The 16,076-nt window shown below is 56.5% G+C and carries 13 protein-coding genes and 3 pseudogenes; 9 read left to right on the top strand and 7 right to left on the bottom strand.

Annotation, left to right across the window (positions count from 1 at the left end; genetic code table 11):
• The first annotated feature begins 140 nt into the window (after positions 1-140).
• The 4 genes from ACE10W_RS29410 to ACE10W_RS29395 all read left to right on the top strand — a co-directional run bounded on the left by ACE10W_RS29410 (position 141) and on the right by ACE10W_RS29395 (position 4,167).
• Positions 141-1,649: a lipopolysaccharide biosynthesis protein gene (locus ACE10W_RS29410; protein WP_162603716.1), complete on the top strand. Its 1,509-nt coding sequence runs from the start codon at positions 141-143 to the stop codon at positions 1,647-1,649.
• A gap of 23 nt (positions 1,650-1,672) precedes the next feature.
• Positions 1,673-2,458, top strand: coding sequence for a GNAT family N-acetyltransferase (locus ACE10W_RS29405; RefSeq protein WP_162603715.1), 786 nt, complete (start codon positions 1,673-1,675; stop codon positions 2,456-2,458).
• Between the two features lie 510 nt (positions 2,459-2,968).
• The gene (locus ACE10W_RS29400) at positions 2,969-3,154 is read left to right on the top strand and encodes a hypothetical protein (protein ID WP_304564122.1); all 186 of its coding nucleotides are present in this window, start codon (positions 2,969-2,971) and stop codon (positions 3,152-3,154) included.
• A 173-nt stretch (positions 3,155-3,327) separates the two neighbouring features.
• Complete coding sequence (locus ACE10W_RS29395; RefSeq protein WP_110116891.1) at positions 3,328-4,167, top strand: bifunctional 2-polyprenyl-6-hydroxyphenol methylase/3-demethylubiquinol 3-O-methyltransferase UbiG; 840 nt, start codon at positions 3,328-3,330, stop codon at positions 4,165-4,167.
• Here the strand turns inward: ACE10W_RS29395 and ACE10W_RS29390 are convergent.
• Together ACE10W_RS29390 and ACE10W_RS29385 are read right to left on the bottom strand one after the other, a co-directional pair.
• Complete coding sequence (locus tag ACE10W_RS29390; RefSeq protein ID WP_110116890.1) at positions 4,154-4,648, bottom strand: IS3 family transposase; 495 nt, start codon at positions 4,646-4,648, stop codon at positions 4,154-4,156. The two genes, ACE10W_RS29395 and ACE10W_RS29390, sit on opposite strands and share 14 nt — an antisense overlap.
• 147 nt (positions 4,649-4,795) lie before the next feature.
• Complete coding sequence (locus ACE10W_RS29385; protein ID WP_110116889.1) at positions 4,796-5,590, bottom strand: bifunctional 2-polyprenyl-6-hydroxyphenol methylase/3-demethylubiquinol 3-O-methyltransferase UbiG; 795 nt, start codon at positions 5,588-5,590, stop codon at positions 4,796-4,798.
• A gap of 255 nt (positions 5,591-5,845) precedes the next feature.
• Here ACE10W_RS29385 and ACE10W_RS29380 point away from each other — a divergent pair.
• Positions 5,846-6,246 (top strand): annotated as a pseudogene (locus tag ACE10W_RS29380) (transposase); the annotation flags it as partial.
• Between the two features lie 93 nt (positions 6,247-6,339).
• On the opposite strand, the pseudogene ACE10W_RS29375 reads toward ACE10W_RS29380, so the two are convergent.
• From ACE10W_RS29375 to ACE10W_RS29360, 4 genes and pseudogenes are all read right to left on the bottom strand, one after another.
• Positions 6,340-6,659: pseudogene (locus tag ACE10W_RS29375) on the bottom strand (IS481 family transposase); the annotation flags it as partial.
• Between the two features lie 215 nt (positions 6,660-6,874).
• Complete coding sequence (locus ACE10W_RS29370; protein ID WP_304564123.1) at positions 6,875-8,368, bottom strand: O-antigen ligase; 1,494 nt, start codon at positions 8,366-8,368, stop codon at positions 6,875-6,877.
• Positions 8,365-9,249, bottom strand: coding sequence for a heparin lyase I family protein (locus ACE10W_RS29365; RefSeq protein WP_162603713.1), 885 nt, complete (start codon positions 9,247-9,249; stop codon positions 8,365-8,367). The genes ACE10W_RS29370 and ACE10W_RS29365 overlap by 4 nt, the downstream gene beginning before the upstream one ends.
• Before the next feature lie 38 nt (positions 9,250-9,287).
• Positions 9,288-10,301: a deacetylase gene (locus tag ACE10W_RS29360; RefSeq protein WP_110116886.1), complete on the bottom strand. Its 1,014-nt coding sequence runs from the start codon at positions 10,299-10,301 to the stop codon at positions 9,288-9,290.
• A gap of 177 nt (positions 10,302-10,478) precedes the next feature.
• Here ACE10W_RS29360 and ACE10W_RS29355 point away from each other — a divergent pair, with 177 nt between their 5' ends.
• The 4 genes and pseudogenes from ACE10W_RS29355 to ACE10W_RS29340 form a co-directional block, all read left to right on the top strand.
• The gene (locus ACE10W_RS29355; protein ID WP_304564124.1) at positions 10,479-11,732 is read left to right on the top strand and encodes a glycosyltransferase family 4 protein; all 1,254 of its coding nucleotides are present in this window, start codon (positions 10,479-10,481) and stop codon (positions 11,730-11,732) included.
• A 393-nt stretch (positions 11,733-12,125) separates the two neighbouring features.
• Entirely contained in the window at positions 12,126-13,409 is a 1,284-nt protein-coding gene (locus ACE10W_RS29350) for a nucleotide sugar dehydrogenase (RefSeq protein ID WP_110117350.1), read from the top strand.
• A gap of 12 nt (positions 13,410-13,421) precedes the next feature.
• Complete coding sequence (locus ACE10W_RS29345; RefSeq protein ID WP_110116884.1) at positions 13,422-14,429, top strand: NAD-dependent epimerase; 1,008 nt, start codon at positions 13,422-13,424, stop codon at positions 14,427-14,429.
• A 65-nt stretch (positions 14,430-14,494) separates the two neighbouring features.
• Positions 14,495-14,783 (top strand): annotated as a pseudogene (locus tag ACE10W_RS29340) (hypothetical protein); the annotation flags it as partial.
• A 151-nt stretch (positions 14,784-14,934) separates the two neighbouring features.
• Here the strand turns inward: ACE10W_RS29340 and ACE10W_RS29335 are convergent.
• Complete coding sequence (locus tag ACE10W_RS29335) at positions 14,935-16,044, bottom strand: Wzz/FepE/Etk N-terminal domain-containing protein (protein WP_162603712.1); 1,110 nt, start codon at positions 16,042-16,044, stop codon at positions 14,935-14,937.
• Between the last annotated feature and the right edge of the window lie 32 nt (positions 16,045-16,076).

Genomic DNA, 16,076 nt, shown 5'->3' with positions numbered 1-16,076 from the left:
GCTAACCTAAGCAAGGGCCATGACCTGCGCGGCGATGCATCGGCGACTGACTGCTGGCGGCATAAGACGGGGCGGCCGATGTTTCTGACCAGCCTTGTTTTCATCGCCGCCACCTCCGCTAGCGTCTAGGTCGCTGATCCATGGCATCGATATTGCGCCAAGGCATTGCACTCTCCGCTGCGCGCTACATCGAACAGGCCATCACGCTGTTGACGCCGATCGTTCTGGTGCGGACGATCGGCAGCGCAGCCTTCGGCGAATATCGGCTGTTCTGGCTGCTTGTAACTAGTGTGGCCGTGTTGTTCAACGAGTTGCCACGCAGCTTGCTTTTCTTCTTTGTCCGTTTGGATTCAGAGGGACGCCGGCTTTATGTCGGGCAGACGGCGCTGCTATTACTTGCCATAACGGTGATTGCGGCACTTTTAATTTTTGTCTTTGGCGATGCCCTGCCCTCGAGCATGAAAGACCTGCTGCACCAGCAGGGATTTTTGGTTGCGTTCTTCCTGCTTGTCTGGAATTTGGGCTTGTTACTCGACGTGTTACCCAACGCCGCAGGGCAGATTCGATGGCAGGCACAAGCTATCCTGGTCACATCTGTGCTCAGGGCTGCGCTCATCATTTCCGCAGCAGTAATTTTTCAGCGGCTCGAAGAAGTGCTGGTTGCCACATTGATTGCTGCCTGCATGCGCCTTGGACTTTTGGGTTATTTCATTGCACGCTATTGCGGTATTCGACTGTTCCCCCTGGACAAGCAGCAACTTCGTGTACAGCTTCGTTATGCTCTTCCATTCAACGTGGCCGGCTTGCTGTTCCACAGCCGGAAGCAGGCCGAGCAATGGATTGTGGCTACGGCGTTTTCATCAGCGGTGTTCGGCATTTTTTCCATTGCAACTACGCTCATTATGCCGTTTGAAATCCTGAGAAGCGTATTGGGGAGTTTGCTCCTGCCTAAAATGAGCCACCTCCATTCACTTGGTCGTCACGAAGAGCTATTGCGCCTAAACAATCGAGGCAATGTGATCGTCAGCGCGATCATGTACCCAGCCGTTGCGGGGGTGTTCGCCTTTTCCGACGAAGTTATCCAGTTCCTGTTTACGAAGGAGTACTTGAGCGGCTCGCCAGTGTTGCGCATTTATCTGGTTCAGACCTTGATTTCCGTTGAGATCACCACCTTGCTGAATGTGTTCGGACAAGGTTCAACATTCTTGCGTTATGAAGCGTCGGTTTTGCCCGTTGCTGTAATATCCAGTTTAGTCGGTGTCTGGTATTACGGTTTGCCGGGTGCGGCTATGGGCTCGGTATTGGCCACTTTCGTGGTGTATGCGCTTTTTCTGACAAGGCTTTCAAAGGTGATGAGCGTTCCTGTGGCAAGATTGCAGGATTGGAAAAGCCTTGGAAAAATTTGGAGCGTATCGGCAGTTTGCGCACTCGTGGCACGTTTTTCCGCCGACCTGCTGAATCCATCGGCGCCAATTGCTGCGATAGTCGGGCCTGCTGCCGTTTTGGTGTTTTATGCCGCTATTTTGTTTGCAACGGGATATTATCGAACGCTTGCCGAGATGCTAAGAGAGGGAAATGCACTCGCTAACACGTCTCGTCCCGTGGGGGAGTTCGGGCTCCCTGAAGTCGCCGCCAACAAGACATCTTAGCATTGTTTCAAGAGGGCGCGCCGATGAGCATCGTCCTGCGGGCTTGGCCGAGGATCGAGGAATTCTGGTTCGACGAGGCGATCCCCCAGCGCGGCGTGGACGTGGCCTGGTTGTGTCAGCGGCTCGCTATTCCGGAGATTACCCAACCGTCGGCCAAATACACGCTCGTCGTGGATCTCACGCTGTCCGATGAGCAACTGCTCGCCAACATGCAGTCCGAAACGCGGTACGAGATCCGCCGCGCCCAGAACAAGGATGCCCTGGAATTCTGGGCGCCCACTGCTCCCGACCCATCCTCGCTAGCGGCCTTCTACGACCTCTTCGCGCAGTTCGCGGCCGACAAGGGGCTGTCGCCGGTGCGCATGGAATACCTAGGGGCCGCCGCCAGGGCCGGCGTGCTGCGCCTGGGCAGGATGTTGCACGAGGGCGAGGTCGTCGTCTGGCATTCCTATCTGCTGATCGGAAGCCGTGTCCGCCTGCTGCATTCCGCCTCGCTGTTCCGAGGCCAGGCGCCGGCACGCCGCAGCCTGATCGGCCGAGCGAACCGGCTGCTGCACTGGCTCGAAATGCAGCATTTCCGAGGTGCGGGCGCCACGCTGTATGACTTCGGCGGCTGGTACGCAGGACATGACGACGAAGATCTGCTGCGTATCAACCGATTCAAGGAAGGCTTCGGCGGCACCGTGCGCCAGGAAGCTCAAGGCGTGCGCGCGTTGACGCTCCTGGGGCGGGCCTACCTCTGGGCACGCCCGCTTCGAGCCTGGCTAGGACGTGTTCCAACTGGGCTCAACCAAAGGATCAAGATCTGAACCGCGCGTACACTCGACCAACGACTCCTTCCCGGGGGGCCTATCGTAGGCGATCAATCAAAGCCGTGTTCTGAGAATGACACTTCCGCTTTTGGACGAAAACCCTGGGCTCTTCGGCTCTTCAATCTAAGAAGGGACCCCGCAAGGCTCTCTCCTCTGAGTCCTCTGCTGGCGAACATTTACTTCCGACGCTTTCTGCTGGCCCGGTGCGACCACGGGCACCAGGAACAGCCCGGTGCCTACGTCGTGAACTATGCTGACTATCTTGCGATCTGCTGCCGCCCGGGCCAAGCCGAGTAGGTGGATGGTCAGTCAGACGCCTATATCTTCACTCTCCATCAGTCGGCCATAAAGAACCTCCCAAGCCATCAGTGGGGAGTCGCTTTTTGGAGCGCAGCGAGGTTTGAGATTGCAAGCTTTTCGCGCTTGAAGGCCCGAAAGCCTGCAATTTCATTTTCAGGATTCGATCGAGTCGCGCGTAGAGATTCCGTGGAGACATCGGAGGGCACGATGAAATCGAAGGAACGACGCGACACCGGACAGGCCGATCTTCTGCGCTCGCGGCTGGACGCGATCATCGTCATGTACCATCCGCTGGTGACGCTCTCGCTGACGATCGACTGGTGGTTCTTGTCGATTGAGCGGCAGCGCGTCGGAGGAGGAATCATGCCGGGACATCGCACGGCGTCGCCTTGAGGGTTGGGAATAAAAGCACTCGATCAAGTTCACCTGGGGGGCGAGTGGCTACCCATTTGTGAGTACATCGGTAACACTGATCGTCGATCGCTGCCCCCAAGATGGTCTTGACCTGACCTGATCTCTGACGCAGCTTCGTACCGAAATCGTTTTCTGCCACGAAAGACGCTCTCATGTTGGGTGAGACCCTCGACTATTGGGTGCTCAAAGGCCTCGCACACCGCCGCAACCTCGCCACCGAGGAAGAGCTCAACTCGCGCGCCGGCGGGGCTACCGCGCAAACCTTCGAAGCGGCGATGCCGAAGATGCGCAAGCTGATGCGACGCTTCGGCGGCCGGCTCAGTGCCGATCCAGCGAAGCGCTACCTCGATATGGGATGCGGCACCGGCGAGCTCACGCTCGCGCTCGCGCGCATGGGCGCGGGCCAGATCACCGGCGTCGATTTCACGCCGCGCGCAATCGAGACAGCACGCGCGCACGTGGCGCGCCTGGGGCTCGCCAACGCGCACTTCGAATGCTGCGACCTACATACCTGGAACCCGCCGCACAAGTACGACGTGCTGCTTTCCTTCGACGCTTTCGAGCACATCGAGGCGCCGCGCCAGTTCCTCGCGCGTATGAAGGAGTTTGTCGCGCCGAGTGGCGTCGCCGTGCTCGGCTTCGGTCCGCTGTTCCATTCGCCCTTCGGCGATCACATGGGGTATTTTTTCCGCCTGCAGATTCCGTGGCGCGGCGTCTTCTTCTCGGAACGGGCCATACTCAGGGTGCGGCGTGAGTGCTTCCGGCCGACCGATCCGGCGCGCCGCCTGCGCGAGATCATCGGGGGCCTGAACCAGATGCGCTATTCCGAGTTCCTGGGGCACCTCCGCGCCACGGGCTGGCAGCTAGACTACCTCGACGTGAACGCAATCGAGCTGCCGCTCATCCGGCCTCTCTCCAACGCGCTTGCCCGCGTTCCGGTGTTGCAGGATTTCATCGCCCACAACGTCTACTGCGTGCTCAGGCCGATGTAGACCGTTGATGGTCGACACCCGCACCTGACGCCGGAGGTGGCCGAAGCCACACGGAGGTGGCTCTTGAGGCTGCCGAGCGAACCGGCCTTACGAAGCCGCCGGCGCGAACTCGCGGATCGGCCGGTGCCACCGCCGCTACATCCAGAGCATAGCGCGCGAAACCGTCTGCAGCTGGCCTTTGAAAGCAGGCGACGCATTCTCGGCGTACCGCCGATGCTCCGAAGCCTTGCGGAACGTCGGCATGCATCGCACGATCGCCAGAAGTCAGGAAGCCGCGCCCGATTGCGATGTAGGTGGTGCTCGCGCACCAGACCTGGTTCGGCCGCTCGATCGAAAGCCCCTGTAGCAGGTAGGGAATATCTCGTGTGCAGGCGCCGGCTTGGATCGCGCGCGGCTTCGGCCCGAGCGCCGCTATTCCCATCTGGCGCATGAGCCGCCGCACGCGCTTACGATTGACGATGCACCACTCCGTCCGCTGCATCGCCGCAGCCCTGCGCGATCCGCTTGGGCGTTCGTGTGCGCCCAGGCATGCGGATCGACGTCATTCATCATCACCGAATAAGCGTAGCGACCCACGTCCGGCCGCCGCCATCCTGAGAGAGAGAAGTGCTCAAATGCCTCAGCCGTCTTAACCGGCTCCAGACTTTTTGCGAATGAATATCATCAAAAAAGGCTTTAGTGGAGGCGGCGTAAGGTAGTTCAGGGCCAAGAACGCGCGGTATAGAATTCGGCTGTTAGCGTGATATAGAGGGTCTGCATCCCAGGCGTAGACGAAGTGTTCGAAGCGTGAAGGTGGAAAAAACTTGCGCAGCGTACCCGGTGTGTTGAGGCGGTAAAATGCCGGAAACACGTGCTCTGACTTCCGCCAAGGTTGGAGAATTCTAAGAACTAACTTGCTCATCTGATCCGGAATAAGACGGTTAGCGACGGCGATGTAGCCGAACCGATTTGGCGTTCGAGCACAGATCCAACCACCGGGCTTCAATAACCTATCTATTTCAGCCACGCTCTGTGTTGGGTCGCGAAAGTGCTCAAACACATAGTCAGAAAAGATGATGTCAGCGGTTCCGGCCGGCAACGGCGCGCGTCCGTCGGGATCAAGAAGAAACGCCTCGTCAAGTGATGGATTGGCGATTACCGCGGGATCTACATCGAGGCCGACCACCTTGGACACGCGCCCCTTGAAGTTACGGAGACGGCTGCGATAGGAGACATAGTGGGAGGCACCACACCCAGCACCAAAGTCAATGAGCACCGAGCTGGAGGATACTAGCGCGTTTATTCTCTGATAGAATGCAACTGCGCTATCATTGCGCGAAAAGCCTCCAGCCGATACTTCAGGGAAGAAGTACGAATCGATAAGAGCGGGAGGCGGGCAACTGCCTTCGGTGACTTGGTGGGCATGGATCCTTTCAATCGGCATCGAGCCTCCTGATTTTGGGACGAAAGTTCCTTTGTGCTTATGCTCCAGCCCTGCACACAATTCAGCCTAAGAGGGGCCGATGCGACGAACCTCTTATATTATCAATCCAATCTCATTTTAAGACCCCGACCGAAACCTCGCGCTACAAACGGGAGATGAACGACCGTTATTAAGAGGTAGCCCAACGGAGCCCCTAAGCGTTCGACTTTGCCCATGGTTTGCGGATGATAGGGCCGCGGGCGAGCCGATCGAAACGTGCTCAAGCGTTGGGACCGGTTTGTCCGCTTCATCGATGACGACAGGATCTGCCTTAAGCAACAATGCGAGAATGCGCTCTACGCGGATTTGCGCTGGGACGGAAGTTCTGGCTGTTCCTGGGTTCGGATCGCGCCGCGGTCACGGCAACACTGATCGTGACGGACAGGCCCAACGATATCGACACGCCGGCCTGGCTTGCCGACGTGCTCGCCTGGATTGCCAGCTTCCCTCAGGGGCGGCTTCATGAACTGCTGCCATGGAATTGGAGCGCCCAATGCCCGGTCTATCGCGTCGCCTCAGGCAGTTTGACGAGGAATTGCTCGCCCTCGGCGAGAAACGACGCTGCTCGAAGAGCTTATTGCCGGTTTGCTGGCCTGTCCCGAACTCATCGGTCCTAACGATTGGCTTCCAATCGTCTGGAAATGGACAGCGCAGATCAGCTGCCAGTCTTCGAAGACATCGACCATATCAACCGAGTTCGTGCTCTCGTCATGGCGCTGGAGGCTGCGATACAGGGGTGACCGCGTCAGATGAGGGATGGCCGGCTGCAATGCATAGGGGCAATCTCGAGCGAAAGGGCGTATGCCGCTGAAAAGCGACAATGATCACCTCTTCCTCGATGGAAGGTGGTCGACTTGGCCTCCTTCGGGCCCGTCGGAAGATCAGCGACGGTGTCGCGCTGCTTCCACTTCGCGACCATCTTCTGGTTGATCCCGTAGCGCTTGGTTAGCGATCTCAGACTCTCTTGACTATTTTGTATTGCACGGACTGCCTCCGTCGTCGTGGCGCAGCCGTGTAAAAATTGAACCACAACGCATCGTTCGAATCGCGCAAATTCGAATGCACCATTCAAGCTTGGGACCAAACACCTAGTCCATGCCGGCGCGCAACGCCGCAGACACTTTGCGGGCAGCCACGGCGGTGGACCATCAGCCACGCTGACGAATCGCGCAGGGTTGGCCGATCTCTCAAAACGATGCTCTCATGCTTGGCAGTTCAAGACCTGAACGACCACCGGCTTGGCGTCTACGGAGCCTCGCAACGAGTCAGACAATTTGTGGGACAGGATAAGCTGCGACAGAAATCCAGATAGCGCAACCGCGCCAAGTTGATCATCATCGCAATGATCGGAAATACATACATGTTGGCGGCTGTTGGAAAAATTTCACGCTCAGTCGCCATACCAACTCCAAAACCAAAGATGCACGCGAACAGAGCCCAATATAGGTCACTGTTCAGCCTTCGCCCAACTCGCCAGGCGGTAGCTGTTCCAACACAAAGGAAGACCAAAAGCACACTGGTCAAAATAACTCCGCAATCAAGAAAGAAATCGATAATTGCATTATGCGCATGAGTGACCTGTATCAGGGCTCCTGTGTGCCAAAGTTCACTCGTCACCACTCCGTAACGACCAGCGCCAAGCAGGAACAGGCCGATATTGCTCGTCCATTCATTGAGCAGAGGAGCCCAGACGTACTCAACACGGCCCGTCAGCAAGCTATCAGCCGAGACGGCGGAACTGTCTCCAAACCCGATCGATAGAAGAGCGGCGACGGTTGGTCCGATCCACAGGAACGATGTGACGCCAGCCGCGGCAGCACCAAGAACCAAAATGACAAACCTGCGCCGTAGGATCAGAAATAGGGAACACGAAGCTGCCACCGTGACAAGCGCGCTGCGTGACTCGAGGAGAAGAACCGCCAGAAGCGATAGACCGAGAGGAACGATCCAAAATGCGCCGCGCTTAAGAGCTCTATGGAGCAACAGGGGTATAGTACAAATGTATATGGTTCCGATCGTGTTGTAATGAATACCAAAATAAGTTGCGCACAACTCATTGATTCCGCCGGCAGCCATTCGGCTGTCTCCGGCGGCCAGGTCAGTCATTTCGTCCGGGCTGCCCGAAAGCAGCACGGACGGATTCATCAGGACAAGTGTGATGAACGCGATCGACAACGACAATATTGAGAGGCAGATCACGGTCGTGATCCTCTCAAGCTCCTGAAAGGAGCACATGCGCTTTAGAATAAAAAGAAACGGCAACGCATAAAAGGCGGGAACCACGCAAGATGACAGTGTAAAATCCAAATAGGACTCGGCAAATGAATTAGGGGCGCGACTATGAAGGAGCGGAGCATTTGGAATTGATCGAATGAGGGCAACAGTAAAAGTTGCAAAATACAGGAGAAAGAGTCTGATAGACCTTTGCTCAATTTTATCCGTCGCGTGTAGGAGCCTACTTTGGAACACCAAGTAGGCCAAAACTACACCTGATAGCAAGTTGAACGGCTTAAATCCCTGGATGCCAAAGAGGTTGTTGTCTAGAAGCGGTAACCGAGAAAATGGCAACATAAAAATAAACAAGAGAAAAAAGAATTGTTCCCGTTGCGCGTCTGAATGCGCAAACGTGGGATGATAAGGAGCCCGGCCGCTATAGTTCAAAGAATCCCTCATTACGTATCGGAATTTCTGCGCCAGCGCTGCCGGAGCTAACCACGCCGATGATGAGTTCAGGGTCACCGTGCCGAGACTCCAGGCGGCCCCGACCCGGTCGTTAGCGTCATATTTCGAAAATTGGCGGCAGCGGTCTCGGGTGGACCTGCGCTCCGATAGAGTCCGTACTCCCAATAGGTGGGGGTCCCATAGCCCAAGGGGCCATGATAGTTCACAACCCGAGTGCCGTTTACCCAGACGTCCAAATACCCGCTGCTGTTATTGGATACATTGGCCGACATTTTGATATCGTTATACTGGCCAGGTTGAATTGGATCGGGGGCGGTCCAGAGCGTGAGCTGCGTAAGATTGCCGGCCCTGTTACTGGGAACCTGCCCCGGGGGGCAATATCTAGCCATTACATGCAGTCGATTGCCGACGAGACCGATCTCGAATGGAGGCGAGGAGACGGCCGGGTAGCCGTTCATTTCTGCAGTGGTGAACCATGATGCGGTGTTTACAAATGTCCCATTGGGCCCATTTGGCTCCACCATGAACTGATAATCTATGCTGATAGACGTTCCGACCGGAATAGTTGGATCTAGTGCAACGTCGTTGCGATCAACAGCGTGTCCAGCATCGTACCAGGCTTGATCACCCGGTCGGACTTCGAAGCGCAGAGTCTGTGGGTCAGGAGTGGTCAGGCTATAGCTCCGGCCCGCGCCCTGAACTTGATAACTGTCGCCACCGATCTGAAAGTGCGTTCGCGGCGTTGCCGAAAACGACGTAATCGACGAGACAACTGTTCTAGTTTCAGGCCGCGATGCTGCGGTCGCATTGCTTGCCGTGTCGGTATTCGTCGCAGCAAAGCTATGAACGTCCGATAGGCCTGAACTCACAAAAATCCGGGAGTCACCTGCATCCGCCGTCGTCGCGGCGACGAACGTCAATCCATCATCGATGTTCATGGAGCTTCCAGCCGCGACAAGAATAGCGAGTAACACTTTCATCGCCATTCCTCTTGGCCGTATTTTACCCCGTTCTCGGAGCGTGACGACATCGACACTCTATCGTGAAATTCGATCAGCGTATTGCCGCAAAAATCGTTCGCCACTTTTGAAAAGAGCTCGTTCAAATCCCGATACAATTTCTCGACTGATTCGACCGTCGGAAAGTAGGGACTTCCGCCAGGCATGAGCTCCGAGGAATGCGTCATGAATTCTACATAAGGCCGATCTTGCGAAATCGCGATGTCAAGAATGCGCAGCATCGACGTCAAATTCGACCCATTGGGGCGCAGCCAATCCAGCGGCCAAATGTAGCGCCGGGCCCTATCCAGTAAGTCTGATATGTCCTCACAAGCTTGAGTCGCTCGGGTCAGAAAAGCGGGCGATCGGTTGATGATCGTCATTGGGACCTCGAGTAACGAAGACCTTCCCGGAAGCGCGATATTTCGTTCACTCATCCAATAATGCTGCTCAAGAAACCCTCGATAATCGGTCCCTCCCGCGCCGTCCGGATCTCCCATCGTGCTGCGCCAATCCACATGAGGGGTTACGGAACAGTCTACCTTAAATCCGAACTCCCTCAACACATCGGCATAGAATCCATCAAGGGTCCAGCGGCCCGATCGGTGGCTCAACATTTTGACGCCGAAAACGTCCTCAAGAAAATGCGTGTGAAATTCTATTTTATTCCGGATTTCGTCTTCTGGATACTCGATCAGAAAGGGCTGGTACCAGGAATCATTGCTGGTCAAAGGATGGATTGGGGGCGAATTCCAAGCGTGCAAATGCATCCCGATTTCGCCGGTACCTCGTGCGATTAGATCGCGGCCAAATTCAACAAAACCACGATCGTTGGCCATTTCAAAGTTCACCAGGTAGGTGGGCTTCAGTCCGAAGTTCTCACATAGCGACTGAAAGCGAGGAAGAAAGGAAGCATTGCGAGTTTCGACCGTTGAACGCCTGCTCCAGCTGTTATCGCCCTCTGTATCGATCGTAATTAGAAAGCTTCTCAAGACATCTACTCTACCTTAGCCGCACGTCGACGTCGCTACCGACCGAGCACTGTGCCGAGGAATCTGGCAGAGGCCAGCAAACTGCTAAGGGACGCATCTGCAGCACTTTGCCACTCAGCCACTCCGTTGCAGCTAAAATCAGTACATACCGGATCACTGGATGGAAATTGGCAATAAATGGGTAGTCAGGATGGTCCATTGAGCCGCGGCGGCGCGGGGCTAAAATTCAATCAACGCTGTGGGTATCAAGTGCGAATTCTCTCGATAGATCATTTCATTCCTTATCTGCTGAAGGATGAGAACTATCCGGTCGGCGGGTGGGCGATCGAACTTTCAACATGGCTTCGCGCTCTTGAAGACGCCGGCCACGAAGCCGCGGTCCTTACCTGGAAAGGCGCTTTGGCCCACGTTGGTTCGAACCCGCCAATAAGACTTATCGAGACCTATGATCCGACGCAGGGGGTGCGGGTTGCGAGGTGGTTCTACTCACATATTCCCAAACTACTGGCAGCCGCTCGCGCCTATCATCCGGATATCATCATTCAGGGCGCACGCGGGGTCGGCACCGCCATCATGGCTTTCGTCGCCGACCAATTGAGAATTCCGTTCGTTTACCGCGTTGTAAGCGACGCAGACGTCGATGAACGATACAAAATCGGTCTTCGGCAGTTTGAATGCTTGTCTTATTCTTGGGCCCGGCATCGAGCAGCCGGATTTCTCTGTCAAAATCAGTATCAGCGCGACCGCTTGGCAGCACGTTTTCCCGGAAAGCCTATTCACATCATTCATAATCCTATTGTCGTTGCAGAGGACGCGACCGCTCCTTTGCCGCGCGCAGAACGCGGATATGTCGCGTGGCTTGGAGTCTTTCGCTATCCAAAGAACTTGCCTCTACTTTTTCGGATCGCCCAGGAACTTCCCACCATCGAATTTCGCGTCGCAGGGATGCCGTCCGAAAATGCTGATCAATCGACGATGGACGCCGTGAATAGCCTGCGCCATCTCCCAAATGTTAAATTGGTTGGTTATGTCCGGAGGACCGACATTCAAGCATTCCTATCAGAATCGGCGATGCTTCTCTGCACATCGCATTATGAGGGCTTCTCGAACGCGTTCCTGGAGGCTCTGGCCGCGGGCACACCCGTCGTGACGCGCCGGACTGTCGATCCGGATTTGATCGTCTTGCGTCATGCACTCGGTGCATCGGCTGAGGATGAGTTGGAACTCTGCAGATCAGTGAAGGCAATTTGGGATATCGACGCGGACAACTACAATGCGCTCGCGCGACGATGTCAGACCTATGTTAAGGCCAATCACTCGCCGGCGGTAAAAGCTTGTGAGTTGATTGCCGCTTTGACGCCTCTTGTTGCTAAGTCAAAACGCTCATGGCAGCCGGCGCGGCCGAGACCCTCGCGGACGCAATCGCGGTGAGCGACAATCGATCGATTTCTGCTCATGGCATTAGGGCGAGTAGTGTGAAGCGGGAAGTCGACGGGGCAATCCGAAAAGGTTCACGCGTCGCGTGAAATTATACGAAAAGAAAACGCCCATGATCAGGATCGGCAGAAAACTGAACAGGCCCACGACTCCCATTGCCACGGATAATCTGGGTGCCATGTTGGTCGGCGAAGGATCCGTGATGTTACGACCGTGGTTCATGTTTCCCGATATATCAGTCGGCACGCCGCGGAATCTCGCGAATAGATGGATGCTATCCACGCTGTGCCGTCAGATCAGCGTGCCCTGTCCGAACACGCGTTGTCCCACGTCGCTCTCAGGCGGGGCGAGCGGCGTCAATGGCGCGCGGACGACTGGACATCAATTATGATGCACGGCCGAAAAATTGCGGTGATTGGGCTCGGTTATGTTGGGTTGCCTGTGGCTGTGTCGTTCGCGCGTTCCGGAGTGCCGGTCGTTGGATTCGACGTGGATTGCGGACGTGTCGCTGAACTCAGGGAAGGAAAGGACCGGACCCGTGAGGCTGAGAGCGGTGATTTGCGCCAAGAAACGCTACTGTTTACCGCCGACCCAGCCGAACTGGTGAAGGCCGATTTCTTCATCGTCACTGTGCCGACTCCGATTGACGAGGCTCGGAGTCCGGACCTGCGCGCGATGATGGCGGCGTCGCGGTCAGTGGGCGCGGTGCTCAAGAGAGGTGATATCGTCGTATATGAATCAACCGTATATCCCGGCGCCGTGGAGGAAGACTGCGTTCCGATACTTGAGCAAAACTCTCGCCTGAAGGCTGGCGTAGAGTTTACGGTCGGCTACTCCCCCGAGCGGATCAATCCGGGCGACCGGAAGCACCGCTTTGAAACGATTACCAAGGTGGTCTCGGCGCAGGATGCCAGAACGCTGGAGATCGTGGCGGATGTCTATGGATCTGTGGTCAGCGCCGGTGTTCATCGTGCTCCTTCGATCCGCGTAGCAGAAGCCGCAAAGGTCATCGAGAATACTCAGCGCGACTTGAATATCGCCTTCATGAACGAGCTGTCGCTAATATTCCAGGCGCTAAATATCGATACTGGCGACGTCCTGGCTGCGGCGCGGACCAAATGGAATTTCATGCCGTTCCAGCCGGGACTTGTCGGCGGCCACTGTATCGGTGTCGATCCCTATTACCTGACTTATCGTGCCGAAAAAGCTGGCTATCATCCCGAGGTAATTCTCGCTGGGCGACGCATCAACGACGGCATGGGTCAACGAGTGGCGCGTGAATGCGTTCGTGGGCTATTGCGGCGCCGAGCTCAGAATGGGATCGTGACCATCCTCGGGCTGACTTTCAAGGAAGACGTTCCCGACACTCGCAACTCCCGCGTCATCGACATCGTTCACGAGCTTCAGTCTTTCGGGCTCACGGTGCAGATCCATGATCCGCTGGCGAATGTTGCCGATAGCCAGCATGAGTATGGGGTGATGTTGACCGAGCTGGATGCGCTGGAACCTGCAGATGCTATCATTCTCGCCGTCGCCCATCAGCCCTATGTCGACGGTGGCTGGCCGTTTGTTCAGCGCCTGCTGCGCAATGGCTCGGGCCTCGTGCTCGACGTCAAGGCAAAGCTAAATCGTGCCGCAAAGCCCGCCGTCATCGAACTGTGGCGGCTCTGATCCGGAGATAAGATGCTGAACGACAAAGTACTGGTGACCGGGGCTGCGGGCTTCATTGGTTTTCATGTTGCTCGACAGCTCTTGGCTAACGGTCGCGAGGTGGTCGGCGCTGACAGTGTCAATGCCTACTACGATACCAAGTTGAAAGAAGCGCGCATCGAGCTTCTCAAGCGCGATCCGAAGTTCACATTTGTGAAGCATGATCTAGCTGATCGCGCAGCATCGATGGCACTGTTCAAACAGCATCGATTCCCGATCGTGATTCATCTCGCGGCTCAAGCCGGCGTCCGCTATTCACTACAAAACCCATACGCCTATGTCGATGCGAACCTCGATGGGTTCATCAATGTGCTGGAGGGGTGTCGTCACAATGGGTGCCGGCATCTCGTCTTCGCATCCTCGTCGTCAGTGTACGGCGCGAATACGAAGCTGCCCTTCTCGGTGCGGGACAATGTCGACCATCCGATCAGCCTTTATGCCGCCTCCAAGAAAGCCAACGAGCTGATGGCGCATGCCTATAGCCATCTCTATCGCATTCCAGCGACCGGCTTGCGGTTCTTCACGGTCTATGGTCCCTGGGGCCGGCCGGACATGGCGATGTTCATCTTTGCTAAGGCAATCCTAGGCGGCGAGGTGATCAAGCTGTTTAACCATGGAAAGATGCGGCGCGACTTCACCTATATCGATGACGTGAGCGAGACGGTCGTACGCCTGATCGATCGTCCACCCCAGGGCCGGCCGGGCGCGCCTGCGGATCCCGCGACCAGCAGCGCTCCTTGGAAAATTTATAATGTCGGCAACAACCGTCCTGAAGATCTAACGGATGTGGTATCGCTGCTGGAGAAAGAGTTCGGCAGGACGGCGATCAAGGAAATGCTTCCGATGCAGCCCGGCGATGTCGAGGCAACCTACGCCGATATTGCCGAGCTTGAGCGTGACCTCGGGTTCCGCCCGTCCACGACAATCGACGAGGGGGTTGCACGGTTCGCGACATGGTATCGTGAGTATCACAGGCTTTAGCGGTAGGGCGCGATAAGGATGTTGGTCGCGCGTCTGGTGAGCTTCCGGTCTAACGAAAAACGGTGGGACGCTATGCCTATGCTGGGCAGTTCAAGCGCCATCGTCGGCAATTGGGCCTGCTGCGGAGACAGGAAGGCCGCCTTATCCGCGACATCCGCGGAAAGATCATCGGCCAGGACGAGCTTGAGGCGGCATTCGAGCGCCCGCTGGCGCGCGCCGAGCATATCCGTTCCCGACAGCAGTGCCAGCGCAGACGGAAGATGGCCACCTCGGCCGCTGTCACCTCAAAGGTCGCGACGGGGGGCGACCAACCTCATCCTCAGCGCCGCCGGCCACAACCTTCGCCTCGCCCTCACCGGGCCGTGCTATGGCGTCTGCCCGCCGTCCAAAGCGCGATCAAATCGGCTAGCTGGGTCCGTCGAAAACAAGGATACGGCAACGCCTTCGTGTCCAGCAGGAACTGACCGCCAGGACACCCCGATCATTGGTGATGATGGTAGCCCCTTCACCCCGAACCCGTGAGGCGCACTGGCTTTGCCTTTGCGGATGGTTCAAATTGATGATCTGGTCGAATCCCATCCGGAAGAGGTCGCTCGATCCTGCCATCCTCTGCGCTTGGACAAGCCTTCTGCCCGCTGGTGCGGATGCGATCAGACAGATCGCGCAGCATTCCTATCGCGATTCCAAGAAGCAGCCCTCCAACGATCGCTATTCCAAGCACGATTCGAGGTTTTGGCGAGCTGGCCCCCAAAGGAGGCGACGCCCCGGTGACGAGACTCGCCTCAAACACCGGCGGGGATTGTTGTTGCGTCGCTTCTGTCTTACGCAGCACGTGGCGAAAATTGTCATAGGCGTTTTTTGCTGATTCAGCACCGGCGGCTAATCTATCGCGAGTATCAGCGGAATCCGCTGCATCTTTCGTCTTGTTGTTCCTGTCGTAGTCCTTCAAGGCCTTTTCTGCAGCCAAAGCTTGAGTGCTCAATTCGTTCAGTCGATCCGTAACCCATTTCTCGTCTTGCAAGCTTGCCTTGTCCATTTGATGAGTAATGTATTTTTCGGCAACGGCGTTTAGGATCTGCGCCGCCCGATCCGGATTTCGGGAATCGAAGGTAATCTCGACAAGATATGTAGGGCCGATACGCTTGGCCGAAAGCTTACGTTCGAACGGTTCCACGGCATAGCGCGCGGCGTTAGCTTCCGTCTTCGGCTTACTCCAGCCGAGCAGCCGGGATATCATGCCGCTAACTTGGCCTGTCGCAAATTCCGGGTCTTGAGCAAGGCCGAGCTTCTCGATCACGGCGCTAGCGATGCTCTCAGACTTTATGATTGCGATCTGACTTTCCACGACCGTCGACACCGCCGCAGAGTCCACTAAGGTCACTTTCGTGTTTACGAGGAGTTGCGCCTTGGCGGTGAATGTCGGTACCGCGGTGACGAGGTAAAGGATGGCAATGCCGAGCCCCGCAAAACACGTCAGCGACATGGTAAATAGATTTCGTCGGATGAACGCCAGCACGGCCAGCACTTCTGCTAGCGAGACGGCCGGCCCCGGGCGAAATTCAGGCGGCATATTGTCACGACTTACCCAATTATCTGTGCCGTTGGTCTGGAGCATTGTCATACCACTGCTGATAGTTGAGGCTCCGC

The sequence above is a fragment of the Bradyrhizobium sp. B025 genome, assembly GCF_042257955.1.
Taxonomy (GTDB): Bacteria; Pseudomonadota; Alphaproteobacteria; order Rhizobiales; family Xanthobacteraceae; genus Bradyrhizobium; species Bradyrhizobium diazoefficiens.
Note: the sequence above shows the minus strand (reverse complement) of the source record. Positions and strands in the feature narration are given on the sequence as shown.

What these genes read in the sequence shown, in the direction of transcription:
- ACE10W_RS29350 (WP_110117350.1), top strand. Translation starts at nt 12,126, where the DNA reads ATGATGCACGGCCGAAAAATTGCGGTGATTGGGCTCGGTTATGTTGGG.
- ACE10W_RS29405 (WP_162603715.1), top strand. Translation starts at nt 1,673, where the DNA reads ATGAGCATCGTCCTGCGGGCTTGGCCGAGGATCGAGGAATTCTGGTTC.
- ACE10W_RS29385 (WP_110116889.1), bottom strand. Translation starts at nt 5,590, where the DNA reads ATGCCGATTGAAAGGATCCATGCCCACCAAGTCACCGAAGGCAGTTGC.
- ACE10W_RS29335 (WP_162603712.1), bottom strand. Translation starts at nt 16,044, where the DNA reads ATGCTCCAGACCAACGGCACAGATAATTGGGTAAGTCGTGACAATATG.
- ACE10W_RS29410 (WP_162603716.1), top strand. Translation starts at nt 141, where the DNA reads ATGGCATCGATATTGCGCCAAGGCATTGCACTCTCCGCTGCGCGCTAC.
- ACE10W_RS29345 (WP_110116884.1), top strand. Translation starts at nt 13,422, where the DNA reads ATGCTGAACGACAAAGTACTGGTGACCGGGGCTGCGGGCTTCATTGGT.
- ACE10W_RS29395 (WP_110116891.1), top strand. Translation starts at nt 3,328, where the DNA reads ATGTTGGGTGAGACCCTCGACTATTGGGTGCTCAAAGGCCTCGCACAC.
- ACE10W_RS29400 (WP_304564122.1), top strand. Translation starts at nt 2,969, where the DNA reads ATGAAATCGAAGGAACGACGCGACACCGGACAGGCCGATCTTCTGCGC.
- ACE10W_RS29390 (WP_110116890.1), bottom strand. Translation starts at nt 4,648, where the DNA reads ATGCAGCGGACGGAGTGGTGCATCGTCAATCGTAAGCGCGTGCGGCGG.
- ACE10W_RS29365 (WP_162603713.1), bottom strand. Translation starts at nt 9,249, where the DNA reads ATGAACATCGATGATGGATTGACGTTCGTCGCCGCGACGACGGCGGAT.
- ACE10W_RS29355 (WP_304564124.1), top strand. Translation starts at nt 10,479, where the DNA reads ATGGGTAGTCAGGATGGTCCATTGAGCCGCGGCGGCGCGGGGCTAAAA.